This is a genomic window from Gaetbulibacter aquiaggeris, from assembly GCF_044003965.1.
GTDB lineage: Bacteria > Bacteroidota > Bacteroidia > Flavobacteriales > Flavobacteriaceae > Yeosuana > Yeosuana aquiaggeris.
Map to the genome: position 1 here is coordinate 202,363 of NZ_JBAWKC010000002.1, position 20,794 is coordinate 223,156.

General features: G+C 32.5%; 17 protein-coding genes. 16 read left to right on the forward strand and 1 reads right to left on the reverse strand.

All coding sequences use genetic code 11. From position 1 onward, the window contains the following. Nucleotides 1–2 precede the first annotated feature (2 nt). The 5 genes from sov (at nucleotide 3) to V8G56_RS07255 (ending at nucleotide 11,111) form a co-directional block, all read left to right on the forward strand. On the forward strand, nucleotides 3–7,223 hold the full coding sequence (gene sov / locus V8G56_RS07235) for a T9SS outer membrane translocon Sov/SprA (protein ID WP_395437777.1): 7,221 nt from the start codon (nucleotides 3–5) through the stop codon (nucleotides 7,221–7,223). Nucleotides 7,224–7,287: 64 nt separating this feature from the next. After that, nucleotides 7,288–7,668 carry a glycine cleavage system protein GcvH gene (gene gcvH / locus V8G56_RS07240; protein ID WP_395437778.1) on the forward strand — a complete coding sequence of 127 codons (381 nt, stop codon included), beginning with the start codon at nucleotides 7,288–7,290 and terminating at the stop codon, nucleotides 7,666–7,668. Continuing rightward, nucleotides 7,661–8,032, forward strand: a complete 372-nt coding sequence (locus V8G56_RS07245) for a VanZ family protein (RefSeq protein WP_395437779.1) — start codon at nucleotides 7,661–7,663, stop codon at nucleotides 8,030–8,032. The genes gcvH and V8G56_RS07245 overlap by 8 nt, the downstream gene beginning before the upstream one ends. Nucleotides 8,033–8,094: 62 nt before the next feature. Next, nucleotides 8,095–8,814 carry an energy transducer TonB gene (locus V8G56_RS07250; RefSeq protein ID WP_395437780.1) on the forward strand — a complete coding sequence of 240 codons (720 nt, stop codon included), beginning with the start codon at nucleotides 8,095–8,097 and terminating at the stop codon, nucleotides 8,812–8,814. Nucleotides 8,815–9,011: 197 nt separating this feature from the next. Next, on the forward strand, nucleotides 9,012–11,111 hold the full coding sequence (locus V8G56_RS07255) for a gliding motility protein RemB (RefSeq protein ID WP_395437781.1): 2,100 nt from the start codon (nucleotides 9,012–9,014) through the stop codon (nucleotides 11,109–11,111). Nucleotides 11,112–11,115: 4 nt separating this feature from the next. On the opposite strand, the gene V8G56_RS07260 is transcribed toward V8G56_RS07255, so the two are convergent. Beyond that, entirely contained in the window at nucleotides 11,116–11,988 is an 873-nt protein-coding gene (locus tag V8G56_RS07260) for an MBL fold metallo-hydrolase (RefSeq protein WP_395437782.1), read from the reverse strand. A gap of 155 nt (nucleotides 11,989–12,143) precedes the next feature. Here V8G56_RS07260 and cyoE point away from each other — a divergent pair, with 155 nt between their 5' ends. From cyoE to V8G56_RS07315, 11 genes are all read left to right on the forward strand, one after another. Continuing rightward, nucleotides 12,144–13,034, forward strand: a complete 891-nt coding sequence (gene cyoE, locus V8G56_RS07265) for a heme o synthase (RefSeq protein WP_395437783.1) — start codon at nucleotides 12,144–12,146, stop codon at nucleotides 13,032–13,034. Nucleotides 13,035–13,036: 2 nt separating this feature from the next. Further along, on the forward strand, nucleotides 13,037–13,618 hold the full coding sequence (locus V8G56_RS07270) for a cytochrome c oxidase subunit 3 (protein WP_395437784.1): 582 nt from the start codon (nucleotides 13,037–13,039) through the stop codon (nucleotides 13,616–13,618). Nucleotides 13,619–13,755: 137 nt separating this feature from the next. Continuing rightward, a complete protein-coding gene (locus V8G56_RS07275; protein ID WP_395437785.1) occupies nucleotides 13,756–14,736 on the forward strand; it encodes a cytochrome c oxidase subunit 3 in 981 nt (326 codons plus the stop codon). A gap of 20 nt (nucleotides 14,737–14,756) precedes the next feature. Further along, the gene (locus V8G56_RS07280; protein WP_395437786.1) at nucleotides 14,757–15,137 is read left to right on the forward strand and encodes a cytochrome C oxidase subunit IV family protein; all 381 of its coding nucleotides are present in this window, start codon (nucleotides 14,757–14,759) and stop codon (nucleotides 15,135–15,137) included. Nucleotides 15,138–15,239: 102 nt separating this feature from the next. After that, nucleotides 15,240–15,962: a hypothetical protein gene (locus V8G56_RS07285; RefSeq protein ID WP_395437787.1), complete on the forward strand. Its 723-nt coding sequence runs from the start codon at nucleotides 15,240–15,242 to the stop codon at nucleotides 15,960–15,962. Beyond that, nucleotides 15,949–16,689, forward strand: a complete 741-nt coding sequence (locus V8G56_RS07290; protein WP_395437788.1) for an SCO family protein — start codon at nucleotides 15,949–15,951, stop codon at nucleotides 16,687–16,689. Before V8G56_RS07285 ends, V8G56_RS07290 begins: the two co-directional genes overlap by 14 nt. Further along, on the forward strand, nucleotides 16,689–17,234 hold the full coding sequence (locus V8G56_RS07295; protein WP_395437789.1) for a DUF420 domain-containing protein: 546 nt from the start codon (nucleotides 16,689–16,691) through the stop codon (nucleotides 17,232–17,234). The genes V8G56_RS07290 and V8G56_RS07295 overlap by 1 nt, the downstream gene beginning before the upstream one ends. Beyond that, nucleotides 17,227–17,472, forward strand: a complete 246-nt coding sequence (locus V8G56_RS07300) for a hypothetical protein (protein ID WP_395437790.1) — start codon at nucleotides 17,227–17,229, stop codon at nucleotides 17,470–17,472. Before V8G56_RS07295 ends, V8G56_RS07300 begins: the two co-directional genes overlap by 8 nt. 110 nt (nucleotides 17,473–17,582) lie before the next feature. Beyond that, nucleotides 17,583–18,284: an ABC transporter ATP-binding protein gene (locus V8G56_RS07305; protein WP_395437791.1), complete on the forward strand. Its 702-nt coding sequence runs from the start codon at nucleotides 17,583–17,585 to the stop codon at nucleotides 18,282–18,284. Continuing rightward, nucleotides 18,277–19,521, forward strand: coding sequence for an ABC transporter permease (locus V8G56_RS07310; RefSeq protein WP_395437792.1), 1,245 nt, complete (start codon nucleotides 18,277–18,279; stop codon nucleotides 19,519–19,521). The genes V8G56_RS07305 and V8G56_RS07310 overlap by 8 nt, the downstream gene beginning before the upstream one ends. Before the next feature lie 3 nt (nucleotides 19,522–19,524). Then, nucleotides 19,525–20,784: an ABC transporter permease gene (locus V8G56_RS07315; RefSeq protein ID WP_395437793.1), complete on the forward strand. Its 1,260-nt coding sequence runs from the start codon at nucleotides 19,525–19,527 to the stop codon at nucleotides 20,782–20,784. The last annotated feature ends 10 nt before the right edge of the window (nucleotides 20,785–20,794 follow it).

A 20,794-nucleotide genomic window follows, 5' to 3' on the forward strand; every position in this document is an offset into this window, starting at 1 on the left:
TTTTGAGTACCACCAAACAAACATCTTATAAACTAATTAAAAGACATTTATTCTTATTCTTTGTTATAGTGTTTTCTTTTAGTGTTTGGTCACAAGAGCCTGCTCAAGATTCTACTGCAACAGGTTTTCAATTAGGTAAGATTAAAATACCAAATCCTAACAGTATCGAATCGAAATATACTTATGACCCCGTAATTGATAGGTATATATACACTGAAAAAGTTGGAAAATTTAATATTAATTATCCAATTATTTTAACTCCAAGGGAGTATCAAGATTTAGTTGAAAAGGAGAATTTAAGATCATATTACAAACAAAAGATAGATGCCTTTGATGGTAAAAAGGAAGGAGCTGAAGATGGACAGAAAAATTTACTGCCAAGTTTTTATGTAAAATCTGATTTTTTTGAAACTATTTTTGGAGGTAATACTATTGATGTCATTCCTCAAGGTTCGGTTGAAATGGATTTGGGTGTGCTCTTCTCAAAACAAGATAATCCGTCGTTTTCCCCAAGAAACAGAAGTAATTTTACCTTTGATTTTGATCAGCGTATAAGTTTAAGTTTGTTAGGTAAAGTGGGAACACGCTTACAGGTGACTGCAAACTATGATACACAATCCACTTTTGATTTTCAAAATTTAATTAAATTAGAATATACACCTACTGAAGATGATATTATTCAAAAAATTGAAGTAGGTAACGTAAGCATGCCTTTAAACAGTTCTTTGATAACTGGTGCTCAAAGTTTATTTGGTGTTAAGGCCCAATTACAATTTGGTAAAACCACGGTCACTGGTGTTTTTTCTGAACAGAAGTCACAATCAAGTTCAGTGATTGCCCAAGGAGGAGGTACTTTGCAGGAGTATGAATTGTTCATTAGAGAATATGATGAAAACAGGCATTTCTTTTTAGCTCAATATTTTAGAGATACCTATGATAAAGCTTTAGTAAACTATCCGTTTCTAAATAATGGTGGATTACAAGTTACTAGGTTAGAAGTTTGGGTAACCAATAGAAGTAACAGAACAGAAAATATAAGAAATGTCGTTGCTTTTCAAGATTTAGGAGAATCTGATGTTATTGGTTTACAAACGCCCCCTCCAGGATTTGTGAATGTTGGTTTAGGAGCCTACCCAGATAATGGCAATAACGATTTTGATCCAACCAATATTGGTGGCGGTGGTTCACAACTTACTTCGGCCATTAGAGATGTTGCAACAGTGCAATCTGGTATTTTAGTTTCAAATGTAAATGAGGGCTTTGATTATGCCAAATTAGAGAATGCAAGAAAATTAATTGAAGGTCAGGAATATTTACTAAATAAGGATTTAGGTTATATCTCATTGAATCAGCGTTTGAATAATGATGAGGTATTGGCAGTGGCTTTTCAGTTTACGGTTGGTGGTCAAGTATTTCAAGTTGGTGAATTTGCAAATGATGGGGTGGATGCTACAAATGTTACAACAAATGGCTCTGGACAAGTAACTTCAGTTGTTAATAGTAATTTGGTTTTAAAACTTTTAAAAAGTAGTATTACCAGTGTGGTTCAGCCGGTATGGAATTTAATGATGAAAAACATTTACGATACAGGGGCCTATCAATTAAGTCAGGATGATTTTAAACTCAATATTTTTTATAACGAAGCCTCACCATTAAATTATATAACTCCGGTACCTGGAACGCCGTTTCCAACACCTGGTTTAAATCAAGATCCTTTACAGGAAATACCGTTGTTGCGGGTGTTTAATTTAGATAAATTAAATTTCAATAACGACCCTCAAATAAATGGAGATGGTTTTTTTGATTTTGTGCCGGGAATAACCGTTATCCCGCAAAATGGAAAAATTATTTTCACCAGTGCAGAACCATTTGGAAAATATTTATTTAATAAGCTTTCATTGAATGTGAGCGAGGATTATGATAATAAGGCCAGTTATAATGCCAACCAGGCAAAGTATGTTTATGATGTCCTCTATAAAAGCACTAAAACAGCAGCGTTAGAAGAGGTCGAAAAAAATAAATTTAAATTAAAAGGGCGGTATAAATCTGAAAGTGGAGACGGTATTCCAATTGGAGCTTTTAATGTTCCAAGAGGATCAGTTAAGGTTACTGCAGGAGGAAGGGTTTTAGTTGAAGGAATTGATTATACGGTTGATTATCAATTAGGGCGTGTTCAAATTTTAGATCCAGCGCTAAAGGCTTCAAATACACCTATACAAGTTACTACTGAAAATAATGCTGTTTTTGGTCAGCAAACAAGAAGGTTTACGGGATTTAATGTAGAGCACAAGTTTAATGAAAACTTTGTGTTGGGTGCCACCTTATTAAATTTGAATGAGCGACCCATCACGCAAAAAGCAAACTTTGGTGCTGAACCTATTAACAATACTATTTTTGGAATTAATGGTAATTATGCAACCAAAGTTCCATTTTTAACCCGTTTGGTAAACAAGCTGCCAAATATTGATACTGATGTAGAATCAAATTTATCTTTAAGAGGTGAATTTGCTTATCTCGCACCCGGAGCACCTAAAAGAACCAATCTTAATGGTGAGATGACTTCATATATTGACGATTTTGAAGGTGCTCAAAATGCTATAGATTTAAAGGCGCAACAATCGTGGTTTTTAGCAAGCAGACCGGTTGGTCTTGGTGTTTCTGGAAATCCAAATGAGGACGATAATGGTATCCAAAATGGCTTTCAAAGAGCCCAATTAAACTGGTATATGATTGACCCTATTTTTTATAGTAGTCAAAGACCTAATGATGTGACAGATGAGGATGTGTCCAATTTATATGCCAGCAGAGTTTTTATTAATGAACTTTTTCCAGACAGAGATTTAGTACAGGGCCAAAACTCAGTCATTAACACTTTAGATTTGGCTTATTATCCAGCAGAAAGGGGGCCCTATAACTTTGAGGCTTCTTCTGCAGATGGTATTATAGATAATCCTTTAGAAAGTTGGGCGGGTATTACACGTCAGTTAACTTCAACTGATTTAGAACAGGCCAATGTAGAATATATTGAATTTTGGTTACAGGATCCATTTCAAGATAACCCTTCCAACCCTGGAGGAAAGTTAGTATTCAATCTTGGTAATATTTCTGAAGATATTATTAAAGATGGTAGAAAGTTGTACGAAAATGGATTGCCAAAAGATGGGGACAAATCATTGTTACCCGTTACCGCATGGGGAACAGTAGTGCCTCAAAATCAATCATTAATTTATGCATTTGATACAACAGGACAAGAAAGGACAAACCAAGATGTTGGGTATGATGGGTATAATGATAATGAAGAAATCGCTGCTTTTGGAGCTGCTTTTGGAGAGGATCCTGCCAAAGACAACTACGCCTATTTCTTAAATACAGAGGGAAACATATTTGAAAGATATAAAAAGTATAATGGTGTAGAAGGGAACACACCAGACACCTTTTCAAACACCGATAGGGGTGCTAATACGCAACCAGATGTAGAAGATATCAATCGTGATAATACCATGAACACAATTGATAGCTATTTTGAGTATGAATTAGAAGTGAACAGACAGAATTTACCTGAAACTCAGGCTGAATTTGACAATTTATCTCCCGCTAATCCTTTAAAAGATTTTCTAAAGGATTTTAAGGTGAGACCAAGATCTTTGCCTGATGGTAATACGATTGATGTGAGATGGTATCAAATTAGAGTTCCTGTTCAGGGTAGTCATGTTAAAGCTATAGGCGGTATTACAGATCTAAGATCAGTAAGATTCTCACGTATTTATTTAAAGGAATTTACTCAAAATACAGTCTTTAGATTTGGCACAATTGATCTGGTAAGAAGTGATTGGAGACGATTTACTCAAGCTTTAGACAAGAATGATCCAGACCCTGAAGACGCACAAACTGATTTTAGAGTAGGTATTATTGGAACTTTAGAAAATGAGGGAAGCTACCAAAGTCCTCCTGGAATTGAACCGGAAGAGTTATTCAATAATAACACGGTGGTTAGACAAAATGAGCAATCGCTGGTTGTTGAGGTATGTAATCTTGAAACTGAAGATGGGCGTGGTGTTTATAAGAACATAAGCATAGATATGCGGCAGTATAAGCGCTTGCGCATGTTTATTCATGCTGAAGAAGTGGAGTCGGGAGGTTTGGCTAACAATGAATTAGTAGGTTTTATTAGAATGGGAAATGACCTTACTGAAAATTATTATCAAATAGAAATACCATTACAGGTATCCACAGGAATTTCAAGAGAAGACCTTTGGCCAAATGATAATGAAATCAATTTACCACTATCAGTACTGGCACAGATTAAAGCCATAGGAATTTCAGATGGAAGCTTATCCAATCCGGATGCTACTTTTTATGATGTCATAAATGGAGAACCTATTCCTATTACCGGAGACCAATATTCAAATTATGTAGCTGGTCAACATAGAATAGCGGTGAAAGGAAATCCAAATTTTGGAGATATCCGAACCTTGATGGTAGGTCTTAAAAATGGTTCTAATAGAAATGACGTTTGTGGAAGCACATGGTTTAATGAATTGCGCATGTCTGATATGGATAATGAAGGTGGATGGGCAACTGTGGTAAGCATGGATACTAATTTAGCTGATTTTATGAACATCAGTGCAACAGGAAAACAAAGTACTTCAGGATTTGGTTCTTTAGAGCAAGGTCCAAGTCAGCGTAGTCTTGAAGATGTGAAACAATATGATGTTGTAACGAACGTGAACGTAGGGCAATTACTTCCTAAAAAATGGGGCATTCAAATACCTTTCAACTATGGCCAGGGAGAGGAATTAATTACACCAAAATATGATCAATATTATAAAGATCTTACTTTAGATTCTAGATTGGCAGCAGCAAATTCAAATGTTGAAAAAGAACAGATAAATGAACAGTCTGAAGACTATACCAAAAGACAGAGTGTTAATTTTATTGGAGTAAGAAAGAATCGAACGACTGAAAAGACCCCTAGATTTTATGATGTTGAAAATCTCACCCTTAATTATTCTTATAACAAAATAGAACACAGAGATTTTGAAATTGAGAATTCTGTAAATAAAAATCTTAGAGTTGGAGCAAATTATGCCTTTAATTTTAATCCTGTTACTGTTGAACCTTTTAAGAAGAATGATTCGTTATTCACAGGAAAATATTGGAAAATATTTAAAGATTTCAACTTTAATTTATTACCATCAAGTTTTACCTTAAATACCGATATTAACAGACAATTTAATAGCCAAAGATTTAGAGAGGTTGAATTAGGCGGCAATAACATTGCTATTGAAGAATTATTTAGAAGAAATTACACATTTGATTTTCAGTATACAATTAATTTCAATTTAACGAAGGCGCTTCAATTAAACTTTTCTGCATCAAATAATAATATTGTAAGGAACTATTTTAAAGACGGAATTATAAATGGCGAACAAGATCCTACATTAGATGTATGGGATGGGTTTTTTGATTTTGGAGATCCTAACAGGCAGTTCCAGCAGTTAGGGATAACCTATGAATTGCCTTTAAATAAAATACCAACCTTAAGCTTTATTTCTTCTACATATCAATATAGTGGAGATTTTCAATGGCAAAAGGGATCTGACTTATATGGTAATTTAGAATTAGATGGTCAAACTTATGATTTAGGAAATACCATTCAAAATGCAAACACCCATAATCTGAATACCACTTTAGATATGAATAAGTTGTATAGGTATATAGGGTTAACTAAAAAGCCTGTAAGAACAGTGCGTACAAGAACCTCAGGCACACCTCAGGGTCCGAACCAAAGTAATGCAGCAAAAGTAAAAAGTAATAATAAGGGCTCAGCAAAACTTTTAAATGCCGGGATAGATATTATTACTATGATCAAGAGAATTCAAATTAATTATCAGGAGAATAATGGAACTTTTTTGCCAGGATATCTGCAAACACCTGGTTTTATTGGAACCACAAAACCAACCATAGGTTACACCTTTGGCAGCCAAAATGATATTAGGTATTTGGCAGCAAGAAATGGCTGGTTAACAGTTTTTCCAGAATTTAACCAACAATATACAGAAACCAATAGCAAGCAATTGGATCTTTCAGCAAGTTTGGAGCCGGTAAATGATTTTAAGATTGATATTATAGGAAATAGAACTTATTATGAAAATTACACAGAAAATTATCGAATAAATACGGTCGCTGGAGAATATGAATATGAGTCTTTAACCCCGAATACTTTTGGTAACTTTAATATCTCAACCATTTTAATAAAAACCGCTTTTAGTAATAGTGATGAAAATTCCTCTGATGCCTTTAATGAATTCAGAGCTAACAGAATAAAAATTGCAGAGCGCTTGGCATTGGAGAAAGGGATTGATTTAAATAATCCCGATAATATTGGTGATGATGGTTTTCCCAAAGGATTTGGAAAAAACAATCAAGCCGTCTTATTACCTTCTTTTCTTGCGGCTTATACGGGTAGTAATGCCAGTGGTGTAAATCTTGGTGCATTCAGAAATACGCCCATTCCAAACTGGGATATTAAATATACCGGTTTTATGAAATTTGCATGGTTTAAAAAGAATTTTAAACGGTTTTCAGTCACTCATGGCTATAGATCAAACTATACCATTAACCAATTCAGATCTAATTTGGATTATAAAGACATTGATTACAACTTAGATTATATCAATCAACCAAATGATGTTCTGGATCAATCAGGAAACTATAAGAATGAAACGCTGTATAGCAATATTAATTTAACAGAAATGTTCAGTCCACTTATAAGAGTTGATTTTGAAATGAAAAATTCTGTAAAAATTCTTGCTGAAATTAAAAGGGACCGTTTGTTGTCATTAAGTTTTGATAATAATTTAATGACTGAAATCCAAGGGAAAGAATATGTTGTTGGTTTGGGTTATCGTATTAAAGATGTAAGGATAAAATCTAACTTAGCAGGGCCCAATAAACGAATTGTGAGTGATTTAAATATGAAAGCCGATATCTCTGTTAGAGATAACAAAACAATTATAAGGTACTTGGATTTAGAAAATAATCAGGTAACGTCTGGACAAACTATTTGGGGGTTAAAATATTCAGCAGATTATGCTTTTAGTAAAAATTTGACGGGGATATTCTATTTTGACTATTCATTTTCAAAATATGCCATTTCAACAGCATTTCCTCAAACAACGATTAGGTCTGGATTTACCATCAGATATAATTTCGGGAATTAATAAATAAGTATTTGAATTTATCATTTGAATAAATACATTTGTCAAAACTAATTAATAAAATAAAATGAACATTCCATCAGAATTAAAATACACCAAAGATCACGAGTGGGTGAAAATTGAAGGTAATATTGCTACTATTGGTATTACAGATTTTGCGCAAGGTGAATTGGGTGATATAGTATATGTTGAAGTTGAAACTGTAGATGAAACCTTAGATGCTGAAGAAATTTTTGGCACTGTTGAAGCGGTAAAAACAGTATCTGATTTATTTTTACCAATGTCTGGTGAAATAATTGAGTTCAACGAGGTTTTAGAAGATGAACCTGAAAAGGTAAATTCTGATCCTTATGGTGATGGTTGGATGATAAAACTTAAATGTTCTGATTTGTCACAGGTTGATAATCTTTTATCAGCGGATGATTATAAAAATCTGGTAGGTGCTTAAAACCTATTTCTTTGTTATTACTATTTTATATTCAATAGCACTTACTGTTGTTTGTCTCATTGAATTAAATGGTTTTATTGAAGTGAAAATTTCAAATGGTGATAAAATTTTCCATTCGTTATCTTACGTTGTTTTAACTGTATTATGGTATTATACGTTTTATTATAACCTGAAGTTTAATAAAATAAATGCATTAATTTATGCGGTAGCTGTATCCATTATTTTTGGTATAGTTATTGAAGTACTTCAGGGAGCAGTTACAACATATAGGTCATCAGATATTAATGATGTCGTTGCAAATAGTTTTGGAGCTATTTTGGCGGCCGTTGTAATAGCAGTAAAAAACAAATACATATTAAAATGATATAAAGGTTTGTTTTTTTGATAAATAAATAGTTATTTTAGCAATCTACAAATATAATAAATATGGAACTTAAGAAAAATCCTAATGCAAATGTTGGACGTAACAGTTCACTTTACTTCGCAATTGGTTTAGCTTTAATGTTGTTTCTTACAAATTATGCTATCAATTACAAGACGTATGACAAGTCAGCAATAGATATTGGACAATTGAATTTGGATCAAGAATTGGAAGAGGAAATTCCAATTACAGAGCAACTTCAAACACCGCCACCACCGCCACCGCCACCTGCAGCACCAGAACAAATTTCTGTGGTTGAGGATGAGGAAGAAGTAGTGGAAACTGTCATTGAATCTACAGAGTCTGATCAGGAAACAGAAATTGTTAAGGTTGAGGATGTTGCTGTAGAAGAAGTTGAAGAAGATATTGAAGTTCCTTTTGCTGTTATTGAAAATGTGCCTGTATTTCCAGGATGTGAATCTGGTAATAATGATGCAAAAAAAGCATGTATGTCAGAAAAAATTGCAGCCTTTGTAAATAAAAAATTTAATACGGAGTTGGCAAGTGAATTAGGCTTAACAGGAAGACAACGTATAAATGTTATTTTTAAAATTGACAAAACAGGAAACATTACGGGAATTCGTGCAAGAGCACCACATCCAGGTTTAGAAAAAGAAGCAGCTCGTGTTATTGGGTTATTACCTCAAATGAAACCAGGAAAACAACGTGGTAAACCAGTAACGGTTCCATATTCATTACCAATTATATTCCAAGTGCAAGATTAATAATCGTTAAAATAAAACGAAAACATATAAAACTTAAAATCCCGTTACAAATTGTAACGGGATTTTTTTATGTCCAAGTTATATTTAAAAGTTAAAGCACATAAAAAAGAGGTATTAATTTCTTGATGGGTTTTTACTATTGGCATTATCAAAAATATAGTATCTTTCTGCTTTAAATCAAATCTTAAAATAATTTCATGAAGAGATTCATTGTACTACTCCTACTTTTAGTTCAATATAACCTGTTTTCGCAAGAGAATTCTTTTTTTGAAAAGCCCCCCCTTTTTTATAATTGCGAAGATAAGGCCCTTCAATCTCAACAAAAATGTTTTGATGAAACGGTATTTCATTTAATTTTTGAGAATTTTAAAGTCCCGCAAAAAGTGGTTGATGACAAATATATTGGAGAAACTATAGTCTTGTTTGAAGTTGACACATTAGGACAGTTTAAAGTCATTTATGTTGATGCGATGTATGATGAATTAAAAACGGAATCAAAACGTGTTTTTTCAGAATTCCCTAACATTAAACCGGGCACTTATAATGGGAAACCCACTTATAAGCAATACTCCATTAAAATTGAAATACCATTAGTAGAGCATGTTGTAAACAAAACTGATTTTAAAAAGCCAAATGAAATTTCAAAGATTGAATTAGCAGCAAAATCAGAAATTGATAGTGTCAATAATGGTATAGTACCTTTTGAAGAGAAGACCTTTTCAAGTCAGCTTAACATTCCATTTACCCATTCTGATTATTCCAAGTTCGACAGAAGCATGAATTTGATCGGAGCAAATAATCATACTGCTTCCAAACCTTTTTTATATGATGAGGTTTCTACTTATTATGATTTTAAAGCAGAGAATGAGAAACTCCAGAAATCATCAAATTCCTGGGTTGCTAAAAAGTTATGGAATGAGCATTTGGTACAATTACAAGGTAAAGATTATTGGTTTACCATTGATCCTATTTTTGATTTAGAAGTTGGTAAAGATTCTGAGGCTGATTTTAGTACCACATATAATAATACAAGAGGCTTATTAGTGAGAGGTGGTTTAGGAAAGAACTTTAATTTCTATACTTCTGTTTTTGAAAGCCAGGGCAGATTTGCAAAATATGTAAATGATTATGCTGAGAGTTTAAAGGCATTTGGCCCGGACCCTGCCATAATTCCCGGAAGAGGTATAGGTAAACGATTTAAAACAGATTCATACGACTATCCTGTTGCTGAAGCCTATCTCTCTTATACGCCCGCAAAATTTATTAATATCCAGTTTGGTCATGGTAAAAATTTTATAGGAGACGGCTATAGATCTTTACTTGTAAGTGATGTTGCCAGCCCCCATACTTTTTTAAAATTCAACACTAAATTCTGGAAAATTAAATACACCAACACATGGATGTGGTTGAAGGACGTTAGACCAGAAGTAACTGTCGATAAGGCCTTTTTAACAAAATATATGGCAAATCATTATTTAAGCTGGAATGTTTCTAAACGGCTTAATATTGGTTTATTTGAATCAGTGTTATGGACCAATTCAAACGGAAGAGGTTTTGATGTTAATTATTTAAATCCCATCATTTTTTTTAGAGCCATGGAATTTGGAGCAGGTCAGGGATCTGGAAATGCTGTTTTGGGAGCTTCGGGGAAATATAAAATAAATGATAACATCAATATGTATAGTCAATTTATTTTAGATGAATTCTCATTAAGTGATGTGAAAGGAGGTGAGAAAAGCTGGAAGAATAAGTTTGGATATCAGTTGGGGATAAAATATTATAATGCTTTTAAAGTTGACAATTTATTATTGCAGTTTGAATATAACAGAGTGAGACCTTATACCTATTCCCATAATACCATTGTTTTAAATTACGGGCATAATAATCAATCTATGGCCCATCTTTGGGGATCAAACTTTAGTGAAGCTATTATTATAGGCAGATATCATTATAATCGTTGGTTTGGAGATGCTAAACTTATTTTTGGTGTCAAAGGGTTTGATTATAATAATGGAACCGATAATTTTAGTTATGGTGGTGATATTTACAGAAATTATAATGACCGCCCATTTGATTCTGGGGTTGAAGTAGGTCAAGGTATAAAAACCAATACCTTTTATGCTAATCTTCAGGCAGGTTATGTGGTTAATCCGGCATCAAACTTGAAAATTTTTGCAGATATTACCTTTAGAAACTTTAACCCAGAGGTTGAAACGGTTTCAACTTTTAAAACCAATACGGTTTGGTTCAATATTGGTTTACGAACCGATTTATTTAATTGGTATTTTGATTTTTAATGAATTACTGTTTTAGTCCTTTATAAAAGGTTCTTCTAATCCTTTCACTATTAATAAAAGCCCAGCTATATCCTAAATCATCATAGATTTTTGTTATGTTTGAATTATTAGCAACTTCATCTTCGGTTTTGCCTAATTCAATTTCAGCTAATACTTTAGTTTTTAAATCTTCAAGCATGCTTAAGAAAAATTGATGTTTTGTTTTATTAGATAGTTTACCATGACCTGGAATTATTTTGGTGTCATCATCAATTAAAATCAAGGCTTTTTTCACAGCTTCTATATAGCCGTTAATGCTGCCGCCAGAATTTAAATCGATATATGGATATAATTCACTAAAAAAAGTATCACCGGTATGTAGTACGTTACTTTGAGTAAAGTATAGGAGGGCATCTCCATCAGTATGTGCATTTTCAACATGAAAAACAAGAACATCTTCACTATTTATGTGTAGTTGTAATTTATCGTTAAAAGAAATGACGGGTAAAGCTTCCTTGGGAGTGGCTGGAGTAGATGCAATCAAACGTTTATAGACATTATCATGTGCAATAATTTTTGCACCTTGTTGGGCAATATTTTCATTACCACCAGTATGGTCTCCATGATAATGGGTGTTTATTAAAAATTGAATGGGTTTATCGCTTAAGGCTTTAATAGCCTCCAAAATTTTTGGGGTTAATCGGGCAAATTGATCATCAATCATAAAAACACCTTCTTCACCTATACAAACCCCTATATTTCCGCCTTGACCAGTAAGCATATATACATTATCTGATAGTTGCTGTGTTTCAATTATAACTTCTTGATTGTTTTGAGCATAAGTTGAACACGCTGAAATTAAAAGAATAAATGAATACAAAGTTTTATAGTATTTCATAGCTTAATTATTGAAGGATTGGATGGTTTTAAAAATACAAAAAGTTTTTATGTAGATAATAAGTATTAAAAATTTTAGTTTTAAAAAGCATTGCTCAAATTCATTAATAAAGTATCTTTGCACTCTTAAATATAAGCGACTAAGTAATTATTTCATTGAATAAGAAGAACTCATTATCTGCAACATCTGTAATATCTGATTTTAAAGAGATTACTAAAATGCGACTGGCATTGAGTGTGGTTTTTTCTTCTCTTGCCGGCTATTTACTAGGAGTTGATACTATCGATTTCAAAACCTTAGTCTTATTAGCGTTTGGGGGTTATTTTATGGTAGGTGCTTCCAATGCTTTTAATCAAATTATTGAAAAGGATTTAGATGCTTTAATGGATCGTACTAAAAACAGACCGGTTGCTTCAGGACGCATGTCTGTAAATACTGCTTTTGTTATTGCCTCAATTTTCACCTTACTAGGTATAATTATCCTGTATACTATAAACAAGCAAACCGCCATGTTTGGGGCAATATCTATTTTTTTGTATACCAGTGTATATACACCTTTAAAAACAAAAACGCCATTATCAGTCTTTGTGGGTGCTATTTCCGGGGCTATTCCATTTATGTTAGGTTGGGTTGCTGCGACAGATGATTTTGGTATTGAACCAGGCACCTTATTTGCATTACAATTTTTCTGGCAATTTCCTCATTTTTGGGCTATTGGTTGGTTTTTATTCGAAGATTATAAAAAGGGCGGGTTTTTTATGCTGCCAACTGGAAAACAAGATAAAGGCACCGCAGTACAAGTGATTATGTATACCATCTGGACGATATTAGTATCTATTATTCCAGTATTTGGCTTTACGGGAAAATTACATTTGTCAATTGTTTCGGCATGTATTGTCTTTTTATTAGGATTAGGCATGCTGTATTATGCCATTCAATTATTTAAAAAAATGACTGCACAAGCAGCCAAACAACTGATGTTAGCAAGTGTATCCTATATTACGCTTGTTCAAATTGTATATGTTATTGATAAATTTATAAGATAACCATGGATTTAACACAAGGGACTATAGAAGAAAAAAATAAAAGAGCAAAGAAAATGATGCTTTGGTTTGCTATCATTTCGCTTATTATGTCATTTGCTGCGTGGACTAGTGCATTTATTGTAAGTAGTACAAGGCCTGATTGGTTGAGAGATTTTCAACTGCCTGATTCATTTGTGATTAGTACAATAGTAATAATGATAAGTAGTGTGACTTTTATTTTAGCCAAAAGAGCTTTAAAAGGTCAAAATAGTAAAGCAACAACCATTTGGCTTTTAGTAACCCTTGTTTTAGGAGCCATTTTCATTTTTAATCAGTTTAATGGGTTTCAACAAATCATAGATCAAGGATATAATTTTACAGGTCCAACCAGCAATGTTACCATGTCTTATATTTATTTGATAGCTATGGTACATATTCTGCATGTGGTTGTGGGGTTAATCTGCTTATTGGTAGTAATTTATAATCATTTTAAACAAAAGTATAATGCAGAGCAAATGCTGGGTTTTGAGCTGGCTGCTACTTTCTGGCATTTTATTGATATACTTTGGATTTATCTCTTTTTGTTTCTATATTTTGTTAGATAACATATTTGTTTTATTTTCTAAATAAAATTTCATTAAATTGACTTTTTTTTAGTGATTTTTGAATTTTAGACTTGTATATTTCGCTAGATAAATAAATTGATTATTTTTGTGCAACTTTTAAAAACTAAATGCTACATATGAGTACTACAGTTGTAAATACTGGAACAGAAGGTAAAACTTGGGGAGGAGGCAATCCGCCTTTAAAAGCAAGTTATGGTAAAATGATGATGTGGTTTTTCATTGTTTCAGATGCCTTAACATTCTCTGGGTTTTTAGCAGCCTATGGATTTTCAAGATTTAAGTTTATAGAAACATGGCCAATTGCCGATGAGGTGTTTACACACGTGCCTTTTTTACATGGACAAGAATTACCTATGATTTATGTGGCGTTTATGACGTTCATTTTGATTATGTCATCTGTAACCATGGTTTTGGCCGTTGATGCCGGACACCATTTGAATAAGGGTAAAGTGACCATTTATATGTTGTTAACCATTATTGGAGGTCTTATTTTCGTGGGTTCTCAAGCATGGGAATGGGCTACTTTTATTAAAGGTGATTATGGCGCTATACAAACCAAAGGGGGTAACATTTTACAGTTTGTTGATGCCAATGGGCATCGTGTAGCATTAAGGGATTTCGTTACTGCCGGACCACGTGAAAGAGAACAATTACAACGTAATACTGGTGTTTGGTTTATGAGTGAAGGGTCATTGCCAACTTATACGGTTGAAGAAGTTATTAATGGTTTAGAGTCTCATGATAATATTTTAGTAAGAACACAAGATATTAATGAGGATGGTCATAAAACGGTGCTTTCTAGAGAAGAATCATTAAAACAAATAAAAACAAATGGCAAGCATGTTATAGAAGGAGCTAATTTACATGTCAATGAATATGGTTCGCCATTGTTTGCTGACTTTTTCTTTTTTATAACAGGTTTTCACGGTTTCCACGTTTTTTCAGGTGTTGTAATTAACATTATTATTTTCTTTAATGTGATTTTAGGGACTTATGAAAAACGCAAGAATTATGAAATGGTTGAGAAAGTAGGATTGTATTGGCACTTTGTAGATTTAGTTTGGGTATTTGTATTTACATTCTTCTACCTGGTTTAATTGAAATAATATAATTAGAAATGGCACACGCACATAAATTAGAAATATTAAGAGGTTTAATTAAGTTTAAATCAAATACTCAAAAAATTTGGGGTGTTTTAATTTTATTAAGTATTGTAACCTCAGTCGAGGTAATCTTAGGGATCATGAAACCAGAAGCCTTGATTGGTCATTTTTTAGGAATGAAAATATTAAACTGGATTTTCATTATTTTAACTCTAGTAAAAGCCTACTATATTACCTGGGATTTTATGCACATGAGAGATGAAACGCCTGGTTTAAGGCGTATGGTAGTTTGGACTGCTATATTCTTGATTTTATATTTACTGTTTATATTATTACAAGAAGGTGGATATATTCAAGATATATATACTTCAGGATATCTTAAAAGAGATTTTTAAAAAGCACTTATACACATAATACTGTGTTAAAAGATATAAGAAAGGTGGTTTATTAAACCACCTTTTTTTATTTTTGCAATTCAATAATTTAAGACTTTTTAGGTGGATTTAAAAAAAGTTAAGCGCTATGTAGTTTTAGGGATTTTATTCTTTCTTCCTGTAACATTTTTATTGTTTTTATATCCAGCTACTCATAATTATAAACCACTTGATATTGTCAATGAATCGGTTTTAGATTTGCAACAATTTACTTCAGATTCAAATGAAAACATTCTGTTAAAAGAGCATATTACCGTACTTGGTTTTCTTGGAGAAAACCCCATGGATTATGTTATTGCCGCATCAAATTTAAAAGAATTGATGTATGATAAATTCAAAGGATTCAAAAAGTTTCAAATAGTTATAGTAGTTCCGGATGGAACGCAAAAACTTACTGAAGAACTTAAACAGGAAATTAATACTTATGAAGATATTAGGTTCTGGCATTTTGTGTATGGAGAGCCTTTTGCTATTCAAAAATTATATAATAGCTTAAAAAGCAATGCACCTCTAAATGAAAGTCTAGCAACTAATTCAGTTTTTATTATTGATAAGGATTTAAATCAACGCGGAAGAATTGATGATAGAACTGATAATGAAATTGCTAAAAATAAAGCAGTACATGGATTGAAAGCGTATGACTGTATTGAAGTGGCCGAAATTAAAAATAAAATGAGTGAAGATATGCGTATATTATTTACAGAATACAGGCAAAAAAGAAAAGGTGATTTTGATTCTACAACAAGAAGAGCTAAGGATTTAAAAGAACAGGATGAAGAAAACTAATTATTCTTATATAGGTATTTCATTTGTAATTTTAGTATTTGGTATTTATTTTATTCCTAAAATTATAGATAGAATAAATACTGAAGACGTATCAAGAAAAGAAAGCAGGTCTGATTTTGCTGATGAAAACAAAACAAAACTTTCTGACTTGGCCTTTATTGAAATTAATGGTGAACGTAAAATGGTTCCAGATTTTAGTTTTACAAATCAAAACGGAAAAATTATTACGAATAGGGATTATTTAGGAAAGGTCTATGTGATTGAATTCTTTTTTACAACCTGCCCAACTATTTGCCCTAGAATGAATGCTAATTTAATTCAAATCCAAAATTCGTTTTCAGAATATGATAATTTTGGAGTGGCATCTTTTACTATCAATCCAGAATATGATACGGCACAAGTTTTAAAAGCGTATGCTGATAGTTATGGTGTAACCAACCCGAATTGGAATTTAATGACAGGCAATCAAGAAACCATTTATAAATTAGCAAATGAAGGCTTTAATTTATATACTGCGAAAGATGAATCAGTCGAAGGGGGTTTTGAACATTCTGGTAATTTTGCTTTGATTGATAAGAAAGGATTTATTCGTTCACGTGTGGTCAATGGGAATCCTATCATTTTTTATAATGGAATGATTTCACCAGATGAGAAATTTGATGATGAAGGTATGCCCGAAGAAATAACAATTTTAAAAGAGGATATTACAAAACTTTTAAATGAATAATGAAGCAAGATAATTTACAAGCTGAAAAAAAATATAATACCTGGATAGTTATTCTATCAGTTATAATTCCTGTTGTGGTAGCCATACTATTTGGAGTTAATTTACGTGAATTAGGTTACGATATTGAACCATTAACTTTTTTACCACCAATTTATGCATCCATTAATGCCGTAACGGCGCTAGTTTTAGTGTTGGCTTATGTCGCTATTCAAAAAAAGAAAATAACGCTTCATAAAAGGTTGATGCAATTGGCGGTTAGTTTGTCGTTAGCCTTTTTGGTTATGTATGTAGCCTATCATATGACAAGTGATTCAACAAAATATGGAGGAGATGGGCTTATGAAATATTTTTATTATGTTATTTTAATAACACATATTTTAATGTCAATTGTAGTAATTCCATTCGTATTAATCACTTATGTTAGGGCTATTACAAATAATATAGAAAGGCATAAAAAAATAGCGAAGATTACCTTTCCTTTGTGGTTATATGTTGCTATTACTGGAGTTGTTGTATACATTATGATTTCACCTTACTATGTCTAAAAAAAAAAGATATATAATTTTATTGATTTTGTTGTTGGTTATCTCAATCCCAGCGGAAGCTCAATGTGCCATGTGTCGTGCCGTTCTCGAGACTGAAGAAGGACAAGGCACTGCTAAAGGCATCAATAATGGCATTATTTATTTAATGTCCATACCGTACCTGCTTATCGCGGGTATTGGTTTTATTATTTATAAAAAATATTTTAGTAAAAAAAGTAAAATACAATTTCTATTGTAACACTTCTTTTTAAATCAGTCTTATTAATCTGTTGTACTTGGTTTCTTAACAATTCCTTAAGATATTTAAGGTTTTGATATAACTATTTTTGTGATTAAAACCATCTACCTATGATACAAGTAAAAGATTTGCATAAATCTTACCATATGGGAAGTAATTCTCTTCACGTTTTAAAAGGTATAAATTTTGATGTTAAGGAAGGAGAAATGGTATCAATTATGGGGTCTTCAGGTTCAGGTAAATCTACCTTTTTAAATATTTTAGGAATATTAGACGAGGCTGATTCTGGATCTTATATTTTAGATGGTGTTCCTATAAAAAATCTTAATGAAAAGATTGCAGCAAAGTATCGCAATGAGTTTTTAGGTTTTGTGTTTCAATCATTCAACCTCATCGGTTTTAAATCTGCTTTAGATAATGTAGCCATGCCTTTATATTATAAAGGTATGAAACGAAAGGAGCGATTAGAATTGGCAGCTCATTACCTAGAAAAAGTTGGTTTAGCAGATTGGTCTCATCATTTACCAAATGAAATGTCTGGTGGTCAAAAACAACGAGTTGCTGTAGCTAGGGCTTTGGTTACAAACCCTAAAGTGTTACTTGCAGATGAGCCTACAGGAGCATTAGATTCAAAAACCTCTTATGAGGTAATGGAGCTAATTCAAGAAATAAACAGCGAAGGTAAAACGGTTTTAATTGTTACTCATGAAAATGATATCGCAAATATGACAAAGCGAATCATCAATTTGAAAGATGGCGTAGTTATAGATGATAATTTAATTAATCAACATATTCTAAAGCAACATGTTTGATATTGAGCGTTGGCAAGAAATATTTGATACATTAAGCAAAAATAAGTTAAGAACTTTTTTAACAGGACTTTCCGTGGCTTCTGGAATATTTATATTGGTTGTCTTATTAGGATTTAGTTCCGGTATACAAAATGGAGTTTCAGATCAATTTTCAAATGATGCTAAAGGAGAGATAAGTGTTTGGACAAGAAGTACTACTAAAGAATATAAAGGGTTAAACCCAGGAAGATACATTCAATTAAAACAAGAAGATTATAATAGAATAAATCAACTTTATGGTGATTATTTAGAATATAAATCTTCAAATTATATGATTTGGAGAGCACAAACTAATTACCTAAAAGAAGGTGGAAATTACCGTGCCTATGGTGTGTTACCAGATTATCAATTTATAAAAAATTCTGATATAGGGTCAGGAAGATTTATTAATTTTTCAGACATAGAAAATGAAACAAAAGTTGCTGTAATTGGAAATCAAATCAAATTAGATTTATTTAAAAATGAAGACCCAATTAATAAAGATATTAAAATAAATGATATTAACTTTAAGGTCATTGGAGTTTTTTATGATCCAGGAGGAGAGCAAGCTGAAAGCCAGATTTTTATGCCCCTTACTACAGCTCAAAAGGCATTTAATGGGATAGACAGAATTAACAATTTGAGTTTTACAGTTAAAATGTCTGATGATATAGATGCCTCTACACAGTTAACAACTTTTGTTGCTTCGGGAATTGAAGGGGAATTAAAACAGATGCATACTGTTGCTCCAGATGATCCAGGGGCCATTAGAATACAAAATTCTTTAGAGCAATTCAGACGCTATTATTCATTAATTAGCATAATCAAAGCTATTTTTTGGTTTGTAGGTATTGGGACTATTATAGCAGGAATTGTTGGTGTTGGTAATATTATGCTGATTATTGTAAAGGAACGAACCAAGGAAATTGGAATTCGGAAGGCATTAGGTGCATTACCAATGTCTATAGTGGGAATGATCATGCAAGAAGCTATTTATGTGACCATGTTCTCTGGGTTATTTGGTCTTATATTTGGATTAGCACTTCTTGAAATTGTAGGGCCGTTAATTGAAACAGATTATATAAAACACCCACAAGTTGATTTTAATACCGCATTAATTACGGTTTTTGTTTTAGTAATTGCCGGTGCATTGGCAGGATTCATTCCTGCTTACCGTGCTGCTAAAATAAAACCAATCGAAGCATTAAGAGACGAATAATATATGTTTAGCAGAGAACGTTGGAATGAAATATTAGAAACGCTAAATTCAAATAAATTTAGAACGTTTTTGACAGCATTTGGTGTGTTTTGGGGCATTTCAATTCTGGTTTTACTCTTGGCACTAACAAATGGATTAGAAAAAGGTGTTACGGCTGGATTCCAAAATATGACATCTAATTCTTGTTTTCTATATGTGCGCGGTACATCAATTCCATATAAAGGCTTGCCAAAGGGTCGAAGATTTCCTTTAAAACTAGGTGATATTGACGCTTTAAAGCGAGAAATACCTGAATTAAAATATGTAACTCCACAAAACCGATTGGGAGGTTATATGGGGTCAAACAATGTCACTAGAAACGAAAATACAGGAGCATTTCAAGTTGAAGGGCATTTTCCAGAATATATAAATCAAAAACCCATGGACATTCTTGAGGGTCGTTTTATTAGTTATTCAGATATAGATGACAAACGGAAGGTATGTGTTATTGGTAGAGAAGTTGTTAAAACCTTATATGAAAATGATGAAGGTGTAATTGGTTCATACATAAAAATTAACGGCGTTAATTTTATGGTGATTGGTCAGTTTAAACTAAAAACGAGTCAAGGTAACCGTGAGGAAGAGGGAAATACTATCGTTATTCCTTTTTCAGCATTTGGTCAAGCTTTCAATACGGGGGATAATGTGGACTGGATGAATATAACTGCAGTTGATGAGGTTAATATAGCTGATTTAAGATCAAGAATTTTTGGGGTTTTAAAATCAAGACATATTGTGCATCCTGATGATGATGGAGCCTTTGGATATCATGATTTATCCGAAATGTTTCAGAAAATTTCAGGCTTATTTTCCATTTTAACGTTTATTGGTTACTTCGTGGGAGCATTAATTTTAATGTCGGGAATTATAGGTATAAGCAATATTATGCTCATTGTTGTTAAGGAGAGAACAAAGGAAATTGGAATAAGAAGGGCGCTGGGAGCTACGCCTTTTGTTATCAGATCACAAATATTACAAGAAAGCTTAATATTAACCATTTTATCTGGAATGGTAGGGATTTCATTTTCAACTGGAGTCATATGGGTTTTAAACTATTTAGTTGATTTATATGGGCCAATAGACAATTTTGTAAATCCCAGTGTAAACATGACAGTTATCTTTATAGCCTTATCAATATTAATTATTTCTGGAATTCTTGCAGGTTTAATCCCAGCGAATAGTGCGACAAAATTAAAACCTGTAGATGCATTGAGAATAGAATAATATCAATATC

Bases quoted from the DNA above. Each gene is read 5' to 3' on its own strand.
- gcvH (WP_395437778.1), top strand. From the start codon at position 7,288: ATGAACATTCCATCAGAATTAAAATACACCAAAGATCACGAGTGGGTG.
- V8G56_RS07250 (WP_395437780.1), top strand. From the start codon at position 8,095: ATGGAACTTAAGAAAAATCCTAATGCAAATGTTGGACGTAACAGTTCA.
- V8G56_RS07255 (WP_395437781.1), top strand. From the start codon at position 9,012: ATGAAGAGATTCATTGTACTACTCCTACTTTTAGTTCAATATAACCTG.
- V8G56_RS07260 (WP_395437782.1), bottom strand. From the start codon at position 11,988: ATGAAATACTATAAAACTTTGTATTCATTTATTCTTTTAATTTCAGCG.
- V8G56_RS07270 (WP_395437784.1), top strand. From the start codon at position 13,037: ATGGATTTAACACAAGGGACTATAGAAGAAAAAAATAAAAGAGCAAAG.
- V8G56_RS07275 (WP_395437785.1), top strand. From the start codon at position 13,756: ATGAGTACTACAGTTGTAAATACTGGAACAGAAGGTAAAACTTGGGGA.
- V8G56_RS07280 (WP_395437786.1), top strand. From the start codon at position 14,757: ATGGCACACGCACATAAATTAGAAATATTAAGAGGTTTAATTAAGTTT.
- V8G56_RS07290 (WP_395437788.1), top strand. From the start codon at position 15,949: ATGAAGAAAACTAATTATTCTTATATAGGTATTTCATTTGTAATTTTA.
- V8G56_RS07295 (WP_395437789.1), top strand. From the start codon at position 16,689: ATGAAGCAAGATAATTTACAAGCTGAAAAAAAATATAATACCTGGATA.
- V8G56_RS07300 (WP_395437790.1), top strand. From the start codon at position 17,227: ATGTCTAAAAAAAAAAGATATATAATTTTATTGATTTTGTTGTTGGTT.
- V8G56_RS07305 (WP_395437791.1), top strand. From the start codon at position 17,583: ATGATACAAGTAAAAGATTTGCATAAATCTTACCATATGGGAAGTAAT.
- V8G56_RS07310 (WP_395437792.1), top strand. From the start codon at position 18,277: ATGTTTGATATTGAGCGTTGGCAAGAAATATTTGATACATTAAGCAAA.
- V8G56_RS07315 (WP_395437793.1), top strand. From the start codon at position 19,525: ATGTTTAGCAGAGAACGTTGGAATGAAATATTAGAAACGCTAAATTCA.